The sequence below is a fragment of the Arthrobacter sp. NPDC057259 genome, from assembly GCF_042668995.1.
GTDB lineage: Bacteria > Actinomycetota > Actinomycetes > Actinomycetales > Micrococcaceae > Arthrobacter.
In genome coordinates this window covers 508,542-524,867 of record NZ_JBHUYA010000001.1, presented here as the reverse complement: position 1 = coordinate 524,867, position 16,326 = coordinate 508,542, and the positions used below count along the sequence as shown (strand labels likewise).

The following is a 16,326-nucleotide window of genomic DNA, read 5'->3' as shown; positions in this document are numbered from 1 at the left end:
GTCCTAGTTTTCCGGGTCCGGCGCGACAAATCCAACCGGCGCGGGCAGGTGTCCCGGGCCGGGCGCTAGCATGATGCCATGACCCGCGATGAAGCAGTCCCCGCCCGCTCCCCGGGCTCCCCCTCCCCCGCCCGGATTGAGGCGGACGTGCTGGTGGTGGGCGCCGGCCTGGCCGGGCTGGTCGCCGCGTCCCAGGCCTACGCGGCGGGACGCCGGGTGGCGGTGCTGGACCAGGAACCCGAGGCCTCCGCGGGCGGCCAGGCCCACTGGTCCTTCGGCGGGCTTTTCCTGGTCAACACCCCGGAACAACGCCGCCTGGGCGTCCGGGACAGCGCCGAGCTGGCCCTCGCCGACTGGTTCGCCTCCGCCGGGTTCGACCGCGAGGAGGACGCCTCCGCCCGGCAGTGGGCCGAGGCGTACGTGGATTTCGCCGCCGGTGAGAAGCGGTCCTGGCTGGCCTCCCTCGGCGTCGGGCTGTTCCCGCTCGTGCAGTGGGCCGAACGCGGCGGCTACGGACCCGACGGCCACGGCAACACGGTGCCCCGCTTCCACGTCGCCTGGGGTACCGGCCCCGCGATCGTGGCACCATTCCTGGCCAAGCTCCGGGAGGGCCAGGCCGCCGGGCGGGTGAGCTTCCATTTCCGGCACCGTGCCACCGGGCTGACGACGACGGCGGGCCGGGTCACCGGGGTGCACGGCTCCGTGCTCGCACCGAGCACCGCCGCCCGCGGCGAACAGTCCTCCCGGGAAGAGGCGGGCAGCTTCGAGGCCTCCGCGGCGGCGGTGATCGTCGCGAGCGGCGGAATCGGCGGCAACCACTCGGCCGTACGCGCCCAGTGGCCGGGCGGAAACGCCCCGGCGGAGATGCTCTCCGGGGTGCCGGCCTCCGTGGATGGAGAGTTCCTGGGGGCGGTGTCCCGGGCCGGCGGAACCCTGGTCAACGGCGACCGGATGTGGCACTACCCCGAGGGCATCCACAACCACTCTCCCGTCTGGCCCCGGCACGGCATCCGCATCCTGCCCGGCCCGTCCGCGCTCTGGCTTGATGCGACCGGACGGACGCTGCCGGCTCCGCTGTTCCCGGGTTTCGACTCCTTGGGCGCGCTCCGGCACATCCTGGGCACCGGGTACGCCCACTCCTGGTTCGTGCTGAACCGCAGCATCGCGCTGAAGGAATTCGCCCTCTCCGGCTCGGAACAAAACCCTGACCTCACCGGCAAGGACCTGCGCCTGCTGGCCACCCGGCGGCGGCCCTCCCCGGACAACCCCCTGCAGCGGTTCCTGGACCGCGGGATCGACTTCCTCCAGGCCGCAACCCCGCGCGAACTGGCCGCCCGGATGAACGAGCTGGCCGGCGGCGGACTGATCGACGCGGATGGACTCGAGCGCACCATCCGTACCCGGGACCGCCAGTTTGCCAGCGGCCTGGGCAAGGATCCGCAGCTGGCCGCCATCCGCGCCGCCCGCCGCTTCGCCACGGACAAGCTCATGCGCGTGGCACCGCCGCACCCGTTGCTCGATCCGCGGCACGGCCCGCTGCTGGCCGTTCGGCTCTCGGTCCTGACCCGCAAGAGCCTGGGCGGGATCCGGACCGACCTGCAGTCCCGGGTGCTGGACGCGTCCGGCGCACCGGTGGACGGGCTGTACGCCGCCGGCGAGGCGGCCGGTTTCGGCGGCGGCGGCATTCACGGCTACCGCGCCCTGGAGGGGACGTTCCTGGGCGGGTGCCTGTTCTCCGGGCGGGCCGCCGGGCGCGCCGCCGCGGCGGCCGTGGCCTAGGCAGACATCCAGCGCAGGGAGGACGGACGGTGGCCGACGAGGGGCTGCAGTGGCAGCAGGACATCCTGGGCGAAGATTTCGCCGCGTGCACCTTCACCGCGGCCGGCCCGGACGGCGTCGAACGCGAAGCCACGCTGGTCCGTCACGTCCCCTCCCTGGGCGCAGGCCGGCGGCCGCGCCGGGCGGTAGTGTTCCTGCACGGCTGGAGCGACTACTTCTTCAACGAGGAGCTCGCGGAATTCTGGACCGGGCATGGTTTCGACTTTTTCGCCCTGGACATGCACAACCACGGACGCAGCCTGCGGCCGGGCACCCACGGCGGCTACGTGGCGGACCTGGCCGACTACGACGCCGAGATCACGACGGCCATCGCGATCGTCCGGTCGATGGGGGCGGGCGGCCGGTACCCGGTCACGCTGATGGGCCACTCCACCGGCGGCCTGATCGCGGCGCTGTGGGCCAGCCGCCACCCGGGAAACGCCGCGCAGCTGGTGTTGGACAGCCCGTGGCTGGAGATGCACGGCACCCCCGTCCTCCGCCGCGCGGCCCGAACCATGGTGGAACCCCTCGCCCGGTTCCGGCCCGAGTCCGTGATCCGGCTGCCGGCGCGGCCGTTCTACTGGCGCAGCATCAGCAGCGCCGCCGAGGGCGAGTGGCTGCTCGACGACGCCTACCGGCCGCCGCATGCCTTTCCAGTGCGGGCCGGCTGGCTCAGCGCCGTCCTGTCCGGGCAGACCCGGGTGGCACGGGGCCTGAACATCGACGTGCCCATCCTGGTCCTGATCTCCGGGGCGAGCGCCAACGGCATGTTCTGGAAGGAATCCATGCGCCGCACCGACGCCGTGCTGGACGTGAACACCATCGCCCTGCGCGCCCTGAGCCTCGGCCGGACCGTCACGCTGGAGAGGATCGACGGCGCACTGCACGACGTCTTCCTCTCCGCCCCCGGCGTCCGGGCGGACGCCTACGCCCGGCTGGCCCGCTGGATGACGGCCTACGCCCCTGAGGAGGGCGGCGCCGACTGAGCCGCGGCGTCCACGGCACCGCCGTAGCGACGGTCACGCCGGGCGTAGATCTCCACGGCCTCCCACAGGGTCCGGCGGTCCACGTCCGGCCAGAGCGTGTCCAGGAAGACGAACTCGGCGTAGGCGGACTGCCACAGCAGGAAGTTGGACAGGCGCTGCTCGCCGGAGCTGCGAAGGAACAGGTCAACGTCCGGCAGGTCGGGCTCGTCGAGGTACTTCTGGATGGTCTTCTCGGAGATTGCCGAGGGCTTCAGCCGGCCGGCGGCCACCTCCTCGGCGATCGCCGAGACGGCGTCGGCGATCTCCGCGCGGCCGCCGTAGTTAACACACATGTTCAGGGTGCAGGTGCTGTTACCGCGGGTGAACTCCTCGGCCTCCTCCAGCTCCTTGATGACCGAGCCCCACAGGCGCGGCCGCCGGCCGGACCAGCGGATCCGCACGCCCCACTCATTCATCTGGTTGCGCTGGCGACGCAGCACATCCTTGTTAAATCCCATCAGGAAGCGCACCTCTTCCGGGGAACGCCGCCAGTTCTCGGTGGAGAAGGCGTACACGCTCAGGTGCTTGATGCCGAGCTCGATCGCCCCGGCCACCACGTCCAGCAGCGCCGGCTCCCCCGCCTTGTGCCCCTCGATCCGCGGCAGTCCGCGCTGGTTGGCCCAACGGCCGTTGCCGTCCATGACGATCGCGACGTGCTGCGGCACCAGCTCGGCCGGAATGGCCGGCGGCACCGCGCCGGAGGGGTGCGGGTAAGGGGCCACCACGGGGGTGGTGCGCTGCGGGGTGGGGGTTTTCTTCTTGCCGAGGGCCACGGTCAGGTTCGCTCCACATGCTTGAGGGATTTGAGGACACGCTCCAGGTGCCACTGCAGGTAACTGGCCACCAGGCCTGCCGCCTCACGGCGGTGGACGGCCACGGACGCGTCCGCGGCAGTCCAGTTTCCGGTCAGCAGGGCACCGAGGAGGACGACGGTTTCCGGTGCCGGTGCGGGCGATCCGGGCGGGCGGCAGGCCGGGCAGACCATCCCGCCCAGGGGTGCCGAGAAGGCCGTGTGCGGGCCCGGCGCCCCGCAGCGGGCGCAGTCGGTGAAGCTGGGCGCCCAGCCGCCGGTGGACAGCGCGCGGAGCAGGTAGGAATCGAGGATCAGTTCCGGGGCGTGGTCGCCGCGGCTCAGCGACGCCAGCGCCCCGACCAGCAGGTTGTACTGGGCGGTGCCGGCCTCGCCGTCGACGTCGGTGAGCTTCTCGGCCGTTTCGGTCATCGCCGCGGCCACCGTGTAGCGGCCGTAGTCGGCCGCGATGCCGGTCCCGTAGGCGCCCTTCGCGACGGCCTGGGTGACCACGTCCAGGGTGCGGCCCGAGATCAGCTGCAGGTCCGCGACCATGAAGGGTTCCAGCCGGGCCCCGAAGCGGCTGCTGGTGCGGCGGACCCCCTTGGCGACGGCGCGGACCTGGCCGTGGTGCTTGGTCAGCAGCGTGATGATCCGGTCGGCCTCGCCGAGCTTATGGGTGCGCAGGACGACGGCGTCGTCCCGGTAGGCGCGCGCGGCGTAGGAGGATGGTTGGGCCACAGTTTTATCTTCGCACTGACTTCGCGTAATCGCCGCCACGGGGCGCCCGCACCGCGGAAACAGCGCTGCGCCGCCGGAGTCTCCGGCGGCGCAGCGGCTGGGCTGGCGGGCTGGTCCGCTTTTTAGCCGCGGGCGTCCCGGATGGCCCGGTTGACGGCGGAGATGACGGCTTTCAGCGAGGCCATCGAGGTGTTGGCGTCGATGCCGACGCCCCAGAGGACCCGCTCGCCGACGGCGCATTCGACATACGCGGCGGCTTGCGCGCTGCCGCCCTCGGACAGGGCGTGCTCGCTGTAGTCCAGGACCCGGACGTCAACGCCGTCCTCGCGGAGGATGCTCAGCAGCGCCGCGATCGGGCCGTTGCCGGTGCCGGTGCGGCGGAGCGGCTTCCCGTCGACCTTCAGCGCGGCGGTGAGGGTCATGGTGCCGTCCTCGTCGGACTCGGTGCTGACCGCGCCGAGCGCGTAGCGGCCCCACTGGCCCTCGGCGGCCGAGGAGGGCAGGTACTCATCCTGGAACACCTGCCACAGCTGCGCGCCGCTGACCTCGCCGCCCACGGCGTCGGTGCGGCGCTGGATGACGCCGGAGAACTCGATCTGGGCCCGGCGCGGCAGGTCCAGGTTGTGCTCGTTCTTGAGCAGGTAGGCCACGCCGCCCTTGCCGGACTGCGAGTTCACCCGGATCACGGCCTCGTAGCTGCGGCCCAGGTCCTTGGGGTCCACCGGCAGGTACGGGACCTGCCATTCGTAGTCGGCCACGTCCTTGCCGGCGGCGGCGGCGTCGCGCTCCAGGGCCTCCAGGCCCTTCTTGATGGCGTCCTGGTGGGAACCGGAGAAGGCGGTGAAGACCAGGTCTCCGCCGTACGGGGTGCGCTCGGCCACCGGCAGCTGGTTGCAGTATTCGACCGTGCGGCGGACCTCGTCGATGTCGGAGAAGTCGATCATCGGGTCGATGCCCTGGACGAACATGTTCAGGCCCAGGGTCACCAGGTCCACGTTGCCGGTCCGCTCACCGTTGCCGAAGAGGCAGCCCTCAATCCGGTCCGCGCCGGCCAGGTAGCCCAGCTCGGCGGCGGCGACGCCGGTGCCGCGGTCGTTGTGCGGGTGCAGGGAGAGGATGATCCCCTCGCGCGGGTGCAGGTGGCGGCTCATCCACTCGATCGAGTCGGCGTAGACGTTCGGGGTGGCCATCTCGACGGTCGCGGGCAGGTTGATGATCACCTGGCGGTCCGCGGAGGCTTCGAAGACGTCGGCGACGGCGTTGCAGACGCGCACGGCGTATTCCAGCTCGGTGCCGGTGAACGATTCGGGCGAGTACTCGTAGGTGATGTGCGTGTCCGCGAGGGTTTCCTCGTACTTTTTGCAGAGCCGGGCACCCTGCAGGGCGATGTCCAGGATGCCGTCCTCGTCCTGGTTGAACACGACGCGGCGCTGCAGGACCGACGTCGAGTTGTAGAGGTGCACGATCGCCTGCTTGGCGCCGACCAGGGATTCGTAGGTCCGCTCGATCAGGTGCTCGCGGGCCTGGGTCAGGACCTGGATGGTGACATCGTCCGGGATGTGGTTGCCCTCGATGAGCTGGCGGACGAAGTCGAAGTCCGTCTGCGAGGCCGACGGGAAGCCGACCTCGATTTCCTTGTAGCCCATCCGGACCAGCAGGTCGAACATCTTCATCTTGCGTGCCGGGCTCATGGGATCGATCAGGGCCTGGTTGCCGTCGCGGAGATCAACGGCGCACCAGCGCGGGGCCTTGGTGATGACCTTGTCCGGCCAGGTCCGGTCCGGCAGTTCGACCGTGATCAGGTTCTGGAACGGGACGTAGCGGTGGACCGGCATACCTGAGGGCTGCTGTGCGTTTCGCATTACTTATCGGGGCCTTTTCTGTGATTCCTGATGAAAGGGTGGCCGGGCAACACAAACTCCGCAGCGAGGTTTGGCCTTACGCTAGATCGCGTCTGAGGCCCCGCCGCGGCAGCTAAGAAGAAGCAGTTCTGCACGCACATTTTCAAGATAACACGGTGCGTAAGATGAAGGAGCGATACCCCCAGCAACGTCCACCATGCAGACGCCGGCCCGGTCATCACGCTCGCGGCGGCGCCTGAACAGAAGGAGCCGCAGTGCCGCTTTCCGGGATTGACCAGTCCACCATCGACGACGCCGTCCGGCCGCAGGATGACCTGTACCGCCACTTCAACGGCGCCTGGCTGAAGTCCGCCACCATCCCCGATGACCGGCCGCTGGACGGTGCTTTCACCGCCCTCCGCGACGGCGCGGAGCTCGCGGTGCAGGAGATCATCCTGGCCGCCGGCGGCCGGGGCACGGAGGCCAGCGGCATCGAACGGAAGATCGGCGACCTCTACAACAGTTTCATGGACGAGGACGCCGCCGAGGCCAAGGGCGCCGAACCGATCCGGGAGCGGCTGGCCGAGGTGGCCGCCACCGGGTCCGTCGCCGAGCTGCTGCGGCTGGCCGGCCGCCTGTTCCGTGCCGACGTGTCCGGACTGTTTTACATCTACCCGGCTCCCGATGCCGGGAACCCGGACCGGATCCTGCTCTACACCGGGCAGGCTGGCCTGGGCCTCCCGGATGAGTCGTACTACCGGGAAGAACAGTTCGCCGCCACGGTCACCGCCTACCGGGAGCACGTGCGCACCATGCTGCAACTGGCCGGCGTCGCCGACGCGGAGGCCGCCGCGGGGCGCGTAGTGGAACTGGAAACGGCCCTGGCGTCCCACCACTGGGACAAGGTGTCCCTGCGCGATCCGCAGAAGACCTACAACCTCAAGACCGCCGACGAGGTGGCCGGGCTCTTCCCGCTCATGAACGACTGGTTCGACGCCGCCGGCATCGACGCGGACAAGCGCGCCGAGCTGGTGGTCAGCACCCCCGACTTCTTCACCGGCGCGGCGTCGCTGCTGGAGACGGTGCCATTGGGCACCTGGCAGGAGTGGCTCGCGATGCGCGTCGTCAGCGCCGCAGCCCCGTATCTGTCCTCGGCGTTCGTGGACGCCAACTTCGCCTTCTACGGCACCACCCTCAGCGGCACTCCGCGCAACCGTGACCGCTGGAAGCGCGGCGTCGCCGTCGTCGAGGCCGCACTTGGTGAGGCCGTGGGGCAGATCTACGTGGCCCGGCACTTCCCGGAGTCGCACAAGGAACGCATGCGGGTCCTCGTGGGGAACTTGATCGAGGCCTACCGTGAATCGATCACCGGCCTGTCCTGGATGGGCGAGGACACCAAGCAGGAGGCGCTGAAGAAACTGGACGCCTTCCGGCCCAAGATCGGCTACCCGGAGAAGTGGATCGACTACTCCGCCGTCGTGATCGACAAGGCCGACCTGCTCGGCAACGTGGAGCGCGCACACAACGCCGACGTCGACCGGCACCTGGACGAGGTGGGCAAGCCCGTGGACCGGGAGAAGTGGCTGATGACCCCGCAGACGGTCAATGCCTACTACCACCCGCTGCTGAACGAGATCGTCTTCCCGGCCGCGATCCTGCAGCCGCCGTTCTTTACCGCAGACGCGGACGACGCCGTCAACTACGGCGGCATCGGCGCGGTGATCGGGCACGAGATCGGCCACGGCTTCGACGACCAGGGCTCCCAGTACGACGGCGACGGCCTGCTGCGCAACTGGTGGACCGAGGCGGACCGCGGCGCGTTCGAGGCCCTCACCTCGAAGCTGGTGGCCCAGTTCGACGCCCTCTCCCCCGCCGAGGCCTCCGGCCGGCACGTCAACGGCAAGCTGACCCTCGGCGAGAACATCGGCGATCTCGGCGGCCTGACCATCGCCTACAAGGCCTACCAGATTAGCCTCGGCGGCCAGGAGGCCCCCGTGCTGGACGGCCTGACCGGGGCACAGCGGTTCTTCGCATCCTGGGCAGCGGTCTGGCGCCAGGTGATCCGCAGCGAGGAGGCCATCAAGCGGCTCGCGACCGACCCGCACTCCCCCAACGAGTTCCGCACCAACGAGATCGCCCGGAACCTGGACGCCTTCCACGAGGCATTCGGGACCACGGAACAGGACGGCATGTGGCTCGCCCCCGCGGAGCGCGTCAGCATCTGGTGACCTGACAGGCACGTCGATACACGAGGAGGCCCGGGCGTTGACGCCCGGGCCTCCTGCGTACCTGCCGTGACCGTCCGGTCAGCGGACGATCATGGCGGGGTTGACCTGCTGGCAGACCGTGTCGCCGGCCGTCTGGTTCACGATGTCCGGCGGCAGCTGCGCGGACGCGGAGGTGGACGGCTGCGCGCCGGCCGCGTAGTCGGCCCCGAGGTAGGCCTGGACGCCGGTGACGTTCGCCGCGGGGAGGACCTTGGAGGACGGGACGCCCAGCAGGGCGGCGACGTCCGCGGCGACGTCCGCGAAGTTCCCGCCGTAGTACACGGCGGTGGACGCGACGGCGGGTGCGGTGAACTGAGCGGTCTGGGTGAAACCGGCGGCGTTCAAGGCGGCCACCGCCTTCGCGGCGTTGGCCGCGTTGGAGCTGCCGTTGGCGACCGTGACCGGCTGCGCGGCCTTGTTGTAGGCGGCTGCGCTCGTGGCGGCCGGTGCGGGAGCGGACGACGCCGCGTCGGTGGCCCCCGCGGTGGGGGCGGCCGAGGCCGGGGCCTTCGGGTCGGTCAGGTCCACGTCGCTGCGGAGTGCGGCGAAGAGCTGGGACGCCGCGGGTTCGGCCAGTTGCAGGCGGTTGCTGTCCGAGACGGCCGGTTCTGTGGGGGTGGCAACGAAGGCGACCTTGCTGATGTCGATGTTCTTCAGCCGGTTGCCGACGGTGAGCAGGGTGGGCACGGACGCCAGTCCATCGTCCACCGTGAGGTTTTTGGTGATGGCGTCGGCGATGCCGAGCATTCGGCCCGGGTTCGTCAGGGTGCCGTCATCCTTGATCTTGCGGACCAGGGAGGAGAGGAAGCCCTGCTGGGCCTTGATCCGGCCGAGGTCGCCGCCGTCGCCGAACGCATGCCGGGTCCGGACGAAGGAGAGGGCCTGCTCGCCCTGGACCTTGGAGGTGCCCTTGGGCAGCCGCAGGCCTGAATCGGGATCGTAGACGGCGTCGCTGACGCAGACGTCCACGCCGCCGACGGTATTGGAGAGTTCCTTGACGGAGTTAAAGTCGGCCATCATGAAGTGGTCGATCTCGAGGCCGGTGAGCTTATTGACGGTGTCCACCGCGCAGCCGATGCCGGCCTCGGACATCGCCGAGTTGATCATGGCCTGGCGCTGGGCCGGGTATTCCTTCTTGGTCTTCTGGTCCACGCACTTGGGGATGTCCACCAGGAGGTCGCGGGGGAAGCTGATGACGCTGACGCGCTTGTTGTCCGCGGAGATGTCCATCATCATCATCACGTCGGAGTGGCCGTAGCCGGCGGAGTCCTCGGCGCTGCCGTACTCGGAGTTCTTGCCGTCCCGGGTGTCCGAGCCCAGGATCAGGATCTGCATCCGGTCCGTTGCCTCGTTGACGGCGTCCTCGGTGCGCCCGTTGCCGGCGCCGAGGGCCTGCTTGCTGATGTTCCCCTGTAGCCGGATGAACCAGTAGGACCCGAACGCGATCACGCCCACCAGGAGCACGGAGATCACGATGGTGGTGGCCTTCAGCCAGGTGGGGGTCCGGTGCGTTGCGCCCAGGTGCCGGGCGGGCCCGACGGAGGGGTCATCCGCGTGCCGGGCAGCGGCGCCTGACCGGGCCGGTGGAACGGTCCCGTCTGAACGGTTGTCACGGGGTCGAACCACGGATGGTGCCTTCCTTCGCGGAGTGGGTCTACCCATTTTAGTGCCCCGCGGCGGAAAAGCAGTGACCGGCCCCCGCCCTGCGCGGGTTGGGGCCGGCCGGGGAGGGTCAGAAGCCCAGCTTCACCAGCTGCTTCGGGTCCCGCTGCCAGTCCTTGGCGACCTTCACGTGCAGGTCCAGGTAGATCCGCGCGCCCAGCAGCGCTTCGATGCCCTTGCGCGCGTTGGTGCCGACTTCCCGGAGCCGGGCGCCGCCCTTGCCGATGATGATGGCCTTCTGCGAGGGCCGTTCGACGTACAGGTTGACCCGGACATCCAGGAAAGGACGGTCCTCGGGACGGTCTTCGCGCGGCACGATTTCCTCCACGACGACGGCCAGGGAGTGCGGCAGCTCGTCACGGACGCCCTCGAGTGCGGCCTCGCGGATCAGTTCGGCGATCATCACGGCCTCGGGCTCGTCCGTGAGGTGGCCGTCCGGGTAGAGCGGGGGCGACGGCGGCATGTGGCTGATCAGCACGTCGGCGACCGTGTCCACCTGAAAACCGTCCGCGGCGGAGACGGGGACGATGTCCTTCCAGCCCTCCTCCCCGAGGACCTCCCGGCCCAGGGCGGCGACGGCGAGCAGCTGCTCGGTGAGGGCCTGCCGGTCCACCGTGTCCGCCTTCGTGACCAGCGCGATCACGGGTTTGCGGCCGAGGGCGGCCAGCTGGGCGGCGATGAACTTGTCGCCGGGGCCGATCTTCTCGTTCGCCGGGAGGCAGAAACCGATCGCATCGACCTCGGCCAGGGTGTCCGCCACGAGTTCGTTCAGGCGCTTGCCGAGCAGGGTGCGGGGCCGGTGCAGGCCCGGGGTGTCCACCAGGACCAACTGCGAGTCCTCGCGGTGCACGATCCCGCGGATGGTGTGCCGGGTGGTCTGCGGCTTGGCGGAGGTGATGGCCACCTTCTGGCCCACCAGGGCGTTGGTCAGGGTGGACTTTCCGGCGTTAGGGCGTCCCACCAGCACCGCGAACCCGGCCCGGTACCCGCCGTAGGGCGCTCCGCCGTCGGACTTATTCTGCTTGCTCACGTGGAACTCCCTGTTGCATTGTGTCGGCCTCGTCGAGTAGCTCTCCAAGGTCAGTGTCTTCCTTTGGCGCTGCCGCCGCAATGACGTGGCTGACGCGGTTCCGGCGGCCCTCGAGCCGGTCGGCGCGGAGGGTCACGCCGTCGACCGTGACGGTGCTTCCCACGATCGGGACGCGGCCCAGGGCCTTCGCGAGCAGGCCGCCCACGGTGTCCACTTCGTCGTCGTCGAGCTCCAGGTCGAAGAGCTCGCCCAGGTCGTCGATGCTCATCTTGGCGCTCACCCGGTAGGTGCCGTCGCCCAGCTCGACGGCCTCGGCGGACTCTGTGTCGTATTCGTCGACGATCTCTCCGACGAGTTCCTCGATCAGGTCCTCCAGGGTGACCAGGCCGGCGGTGCCGCCGTATTCGTCGATGACGATGGCCACGTGGGTGGATTCATTCTGCAGCTCGCGCAGCAGTTCGCTGACGGGCTTGGAGTCGGGAACGTAGCGCACCTCACGGGCGAGGGCGTCCACGGCGGGCGGTTCGACGCCGGGTTCCAGGTTGTGGATCACGGCGGCGACGTCCTTGAGGTAGACGATGCCGAGGACCTGGTCGGTGCTCTCGCCGATCACGGGGATCCGGGAATAGCCGGAGCGGAGGAACAGGGACATGGCCCGGTGCAGGCTGGAGCCGGAATCGATGGTGAGGATGTCCGTGCGGGGCACCATCACGGCGCGGACCAGGGTGTCGCCGAAGTCGAAGACGGACTGGATCAGTTCCGCCTCGTCGTTCTCGATCACCTCGGATTCGCTGGCGCGTTCGACGAGTTCGCGGAACTCCTCCTCGCTGAAGAATGCCTCGTTGTCCGCCGGGGCTCCGGGGGCGACGGCGCTGCCGAGGGTGACCAGCCAGCCCGGGATGGGGCCGAGCACCCAGCAGAGCCAGCGGATCAGCGGGGCGGAGAAACGCACCAGCCCGGCGGAGTGCACGCGGCCCAGCTGGCGCGGGGAAACCCCCACGATCACAAAGCCGAGGATCGCCATGATGCCGGTGGCGATCAGGCCGGCCAGCCAGACGTTATCCAGCACGCTGTGCAGCAGCACGGTCACGGCCACCGCGGAGGCCATCTCGAACCAGATCCGCCAGAACCGCAGGGCGCGCATGTGCGCCACCGGCTGGGCGAGGATCCGTTTGAGGGCGGTGCCGCGGCTGTTAAGCACCGCCGCCTCGGCGTCGTGCCGAGGGAGGTAGTTGAAGGCTGCCTCGGCCGCTGTCAAAAGCGCGGCAAAACTCAGGAAGACCAGCGACATGCCGGCCAGGATCAGTGGGGTCACTGAATCGTCTCTGCCGGGGCTTCCCGGCCGGTGAAGCCGGAGAGGAGTTCGCGCTGCAGGCCGAACATCTCTTCCTTCTCCTCCGGCTCGGCGTGGTCGAAGCCGAGCAGGTGCAGGATGCCGTGCGTGGTGAGCAGCAGCATCTCGTCCTGGGTGGAGTGGCCGGCGTTCTGGGCCTGGATCTCGGCGACCTGCGGGCAGATGGCGATGTCACCGAGCATGCCCTGCGGGGTGGGCTTGTCCGGGGTGCCGGGGGTCAGCTCGTCCATCGGGACGGAGAGGACGTCGGTAGAACCCGGCTCGTCCATCAGTTCGATGTGCAGCTTTTCCATCGCGGGCTCGTCCACCAGCAGGATGGACAGCTCCGCCTGCGGGTGGATGAAGAGCCGTTCGAAGACGTACCGGGCCAGCGCCACCAGTTCGGCCTCGTCGACGGCGATGCCGGATTCGTTGTTGACCTCGATGCTCATGCGTGTTCTCCCCGGTTGTCCCGGGCGACGGAGTGCTTGACCCGGTTTCGTTGTGTTTCGTCCCAGACGCTGTAGGCGTTGACGATGTCGCCCACCAGCCGGTGCCGGACGACGTCGGCGGCGTCCAGGACGGAAAAGTTGACGTCCTCGATGCCCTGCAGGATGTCCTCGACGATCCGCAGGCCGGACCGGGTACCGAACGGCAGGTCCACCTGGGTGATGTCGCCGGTGACCACCATCTTGGAGCCGAAGCCCAGGCGGGTGAGGAACATCTTCATCTGCTCCGGCGTCGTGTTCTGGGCCTCGTCCAGGATGATGAAGGCGTCGTTCAGGGTCCGGCCGCGCATGTACGCCAGCGGGGCCACCTCGATGGTGCCCGCGGCCATCAGGCGCGGGATTGACTCCGGGTCCATCATGTCGTGCAGCGCGTCGTAGAGCGGCCGCAGGTAGGGATCGATCTTGTCGCTCAGCGTTCCGGGCAGGAAGCCGAGCCGCTCACCGGCCTCGACGGCGGGGCGGGTGAGGATGATCCGGCTGACTTCCTTCTGCTGCAGCGCCTGCACGGCCTTGGCCATGGCCAGGTAGGTCTTGCCCGTGCCGGCGGGACCGATGCCGAAGATCACGGTGTTCGCGTCGATGGCGTCCACGTAGTTCTTCTGGTTCAGCGTCTTGGGCCGGATGGTCTTGCCGCGGCTGGAGAGGATGTTGGTGGTCAGCACCTCCACCGGGTTCTGCAGCGACTGGCTGCGGAGCATGGAGACGAGCTGCTGCAGGACGGCCGGGGTGATGACCGTGCCGCGGGCCACCAGGCCGCGCACCTCGTTCAGGAGCCGCATGATCCGGGGGACGTCCGCCGGCGGGCCGCTGATGGAGAGTTCGTTTCCGCGGACGTGGAAGTCGACGCCGGGGTACTGGGATTCGATGAAGCGCAGCGCCTCGTCGTGGCTGCCCAGCGACTGCACCATCTGGCCCGAGTTCTCGAAGACCACGACCTCCGTCCGCACGCCTGGGATGGAGTGGGGAAATTCCCCGGTGGTGCGTTCGCCCGCGGTGGTCCGGGCCTTGCCGTTGGCTGCTTCAGTCATGGTGATGGCCCGCGGGCCTCTGGTTCCCTCCAGCTCGAATATGCTCCGTCGCCGCCGCTCCCGTCTGGCCGCCGTGAGGTGCGGCGTCGCCGGGTCCGGCGGTCCTCCCATCTTACGTCAGGAGACCGCTGCCGTGCCGCGCTCCAGGCCCGGCCGGACGGGGCGCCCCAACGCCGGGCCGCCGTCGCCACCGGCCGCTGCCACGGCGCCTTCCGGTGGCCTGCCCGACGCCCTGTTCGACGTCCCGTCGACGCCGTGGCGGCAGCGGTTAGCCGGCTTTAGGTATCAACTTCATATCGGCCTCATATCGTTCCCGTTGCAGTTTGTTCGGGTGCCCCGCTTCCCCGCCGGCGTGCACCTCCCCTGTGCCATGCTGGATTGGGCCTATCGGTCCCGGCCGGCGACGGCCCGCACATCAACGACCACCGCGAGAGGGAGCACCGCAATCGGCATCAAGGGCGCCAGCAGTCAGGGCACGAGGACCGCGACGGCGGCGCGGCGCATGCGCCGCGGCTTGCTGATGTTCGTGCTGCCCGCTTCCCTGGTGCTCTCCGGTTGCGTCGCCAACCCCCGGCAGGACATCACCGATGCCGGCTCCCCCACCCAGACGGTGCCGGGACCCGCGGACGGGACCACCGCCACGAGCGCCCCGCTGGAATCCGCGCAGGCCTCCAACAAGGCCCCGGTGTACTGGATCGGCCGCAGCAACAACAACGTCTTCCTCTACCGCGAATTCCGGGATGTCTCCGAGGACGACAACCCCGTGACCCGCGCGTTGCGGGTGATGATGTCCCAGAAGCCGCTGGACCCTGACTTCTTCACCCCGTGGCAGAATCCGCGCAAGCTCGCCACGTCAATCTCCGGCAAGAACACCATCACGGTGGACGTCTCCTCCGACGCGTTCAACAGCAACCTCGACGCCGACATGGCCGAGCGCGCCATCCAGCAGCTGGTCTACACGGCCACCGCCGCCGCGGCCAGCGCCGGGCTGACGGACTCCGGGCAGCAGATCCAGGTGGTCATCCTGGTGGACGGCCACACCGACTACGTCGCGTTCAACCGGGTCCGGCTGGGCGCACCCACCTCCCGCAGCGCCGGCATGGTGGCGCCGGTGTGGATCATCGACCCGCAGGAGGGCACCACCGTGGCCGACGGCGCGGTAAAGATCTCCGGCCGCAGCACCTCGCCGGGCGGGAAGCTCCGCTGGGAGATCCAAAAAGTCGACGGCACCGCCAAGACCCCGTACCAGAGCGGCATGATGACCGCGGCCGCGGACGCCCAGCAGTCGGGGCTGTTCAGCTTCACCCTGAACCTGGGACCGGGCAGTTACGAGGCGCGGGTCTCCCAGGTGGACGCGAACGGCAAGGCCACCGACCTCAACGTCGACACCCGCGGCTTCACGGTTAAATAGCCCGGTCCAATAGCACCGTCAAATAGCCCGGCTAATTGACCACCTAAAACACCGCTAAGCAGCCTGCCGGGTAGCCGCTACCAGCGGCCCAGGATGTCGCTGGCCAGCACGGTGGCCGCGGGCCCGGCGGTGGAGGACCGCAGCACGTGGTGCCCCAACAGCGCGGTCACGGCCCCGGCATCACAGAGCCGGGTGACCTCCCGCGGGCTGATCCCGCCCTCCGGTCCCACGATCAGCAGCACCTCGCGCGGCGCCGCGCCGTCGTCCGCGCTATTAACGCTCTCCTGCCAGTCGGCCAGCACCCGGCGCAGCGGCCGGACGGCGTCCTCGTGCAGGATCACGGCCAGCCCGCCGGGAGTCACCGTGGCGGCGACGGCCGCCTGCAGCGAGCCGCCGTCCACCGCGGCGCGAACCTCGGGGATCCAGGCCCTGCGGGCCTGTTTCGCCGCCGCCGTCACCACGGACTGCCACTTGGCGTGCGCCTTCGCGGCGCGCTCGGGCTTCCAGCGGACGATCGACCGTTCGGCCTGCCACGGGACGACGGCGTCGATCCCCAGCTCTGTCGCGGTCTCGGCCGCGAGTTCATCCCGGTCACCCTTCGCCAGGGCCTGCACCAGGACCAGCCGCACCGCGGGACGCGGCTCATCGTTGACGGCACTGCACTCTAGCGTCAGCTCCTGGGGCCCGGCGGCGGTGACCGTGCCGGTGATCCGGCGGCCGGCGCCGTCGGCGATGTCCACCTGCTCCCCCGCCGTGAGGCGTTTGACCGTGACGGCATGCCGCGCCTCGGCGCCGTCCAGCACGAAGATGGAACCCGGGGCCTGGTGGTCCAGGGTTCCGGCGGGGGTGAAGAAGACCGGGTTGCTCACCG

General features: G+C 69.6%; 13 protein-coding genes. 4 read left to right on the top strand and 9 right to left on the bottom strand.

The features are described 5' to 3' along the window. Positions 1-78 precede the first annotated feature (78 nt). Together ACFUCU_RS02495 and ACFUCU_RS02490 are read left to right on the top strand one after the other, a co-directional pair. On the top strand, positions 79-1,779 hold the full coding sequence (locus tag ACFUCU_RS02495) for an FAD-binding dehydrogenase (RefSeq protein ID WP_377970450.1): 1,701 nt from the start codon (positions 79-81) through the stop codon (positions 1,777-1,779). A 44-nt stretch (positions 1,780-1,823) separates the two neighbouring features. Beyond that, entirely contained in the window at positions 1,824-2,804 is a 981-nt protein-coding gene (locus ACFUCU_RS02490; RefSeq protein ID WP_377970792.1) for an alpha/beta hydrolase, read from the top strand. Here ACFUCU_RS02490 and ACFUCU_RS02485 read toward each other — a convergent pair. The 3 genes from ACFUCU_RS02485 to leuA all read right to left on the bottom strand — a co-directional run bounded on the left by ACFUCU_RS02485 (position 2,774) and on the right by leuA (position 6,236). Continuing rightward, the gene (locus tag ACFUCU_RS02485) at positions 2,774-3,616 is read right to left on the bottom strand and encodes an isoprenyl transferase (RefSeq protein WP_290257791.1); all 843 of its coding nucleotides are present in this window, start codon (positions 3,614-3,616) and stop codon (positions 2,774-2,776) included. The two genes, ACFUCU_RS02490 and ACFUCU_RS02485, sit on opposite strands and share 31 nt — an antisense overlap. Before the next feature lie 2 nt (positions 3,617-3,618). Further along, on the bottom strand, positions 3,619-4,374 hold the full coding sequence (gene recO / locus ACFUCU_RS02480) for a DNA repair protein RecO (protein WP_290257790.1): 756 nt from the start codon (positions 4,372-4,374) through the stop codon (positions 3,619-3,621). A 122-nt stretch (positions 4,375-4,496) separates the two neighbouring features. Then, the gene (gene leuA, locus ACFUCU_RS02475; RefSeq protein WP_290257789.1) at positions 4,497-6,236 is read right to left on the bottom strand and encodes a 2-isopropylmalate synthase; all 1,740 of its coding nucleotides are present in this window, start codon (positions 6,234-6,236) and stop codon (positions 4,497-4,499) included. Positions 6,237-6,490: 254 nt separating this feature from the next. Between leuA and ACFUCU_RS02470 the strand changes: the two genes are divergently transcribed. After that, positions 6,491-8,443 carry a M13 family metallopeptidase gene (locus ACFUCU_RS02470; RefSeq protein ID WP_377970447.1) on the top strand — a complete coding sequence of 651 codons (1,953 nt, stop codon included), beginning with the start codon at positions 6,491-6,493 and terminating at the stop codon, positions 8,441-8,443. 78 nt (positions 8,444-8,521) lie between these two features. On the opposite strand, the gene ACFUCU_RS02465 is transcribed toward ACFUCU_RS02470, so the two are convergent. The 5 genes from ACFUCU_RS02465 to ACFUCU_RS02445 form a co-directional block, all read right to left on the bottom strand. Next, on the bottom strand, positions 8,522-10,108 hold the full coding sequence (locus ACFUCU_RS02465) for an LCP family protein (protein ID WP_377970446.1): 1,587 nt from the start codon (positions 10,106-10,108) through the stop codon (positions 8,522-8,524). Positions 10,109-10,214: 106 nt separating this feature from the next. Next, entirely contained in the window at positions 10,215-11,174 is a 960-nt protein-coding gene (gene era / locus ACFUCU_RS02460; protein WP_377970444.1) for a GTPase Era, read from the bottom strand. Continuing rightward, entirely contained in the window at positions 11,158-12,489 is a 1,332-nt protein-coding gene (locus ACFUCU_RS02455; protein ID WP_377970443.1) for a hemolysin family protein, read from the bottom strand. The genes era and ACFUCU_RS02455 overlap by 17 nt, the downstream gene beginning before the upstream one ends. Beyond that, complete coding sequence (gene ybeY / locus ACFUCU_RS02450) at positions 12,486-12,959, bottom strand: rRNA maturation RNase YbeY (RefSeq protein ID WP_290257784.1); 474 nt, start codon at positions 12,957-12,959, stop codon at positions 12,486-12,488. Before ybeY ends, ACFUCU_RS02455 begins: the two co-directional genes overlap by 4 nt. Further along, complete coding sequence (locus ACFUCU_RS02445) at positions 12,956-14,044, bottom strand: PhoH family protein (RefSeq protein ID WP_364135588.1); 1,089 nt, start codon at positions 14,042-14,044, stop codon at positions 12,956-12,958. Before ACFUCU_RS02445 ends, ybeY begins: the two co-directional genes overlap by 4 nt. A gap of 502 nt (positions 14,045-14,546) precedes the next feature. Here ACFUCU_RS02445 and ACFUCU_RS02440 point away from each other — a divergent pair. Beyond that, positions 14,547-15,455, top strand: a complete 909-nt coding sequence (locus ACFUCU_RS02440; protein WP_377970442.1) for a GerMN domain-containing protein — start codon at positions 14,547-14,549, stop codon at positions 15,453-15,455. Positions 15,456-15,532: 77 nt separating this feature from the next. Here ACFUCU_RS02440 and ACFUCU_RS02435 read toward each other — a convergent pair whose 3' ends face one another. Further along, entirely contained in the window at positions 15,533-16,324 is a 792-nt protein-coding gene (locus ACFUCU_RS02435; protein WP_377970440.1) for a 16S rRNA (uracil(1498)-N(3))-methyltransferase, read from the bottom strand. Positions 16,325-16,326 lie beyond the last annotated feature (2 nt).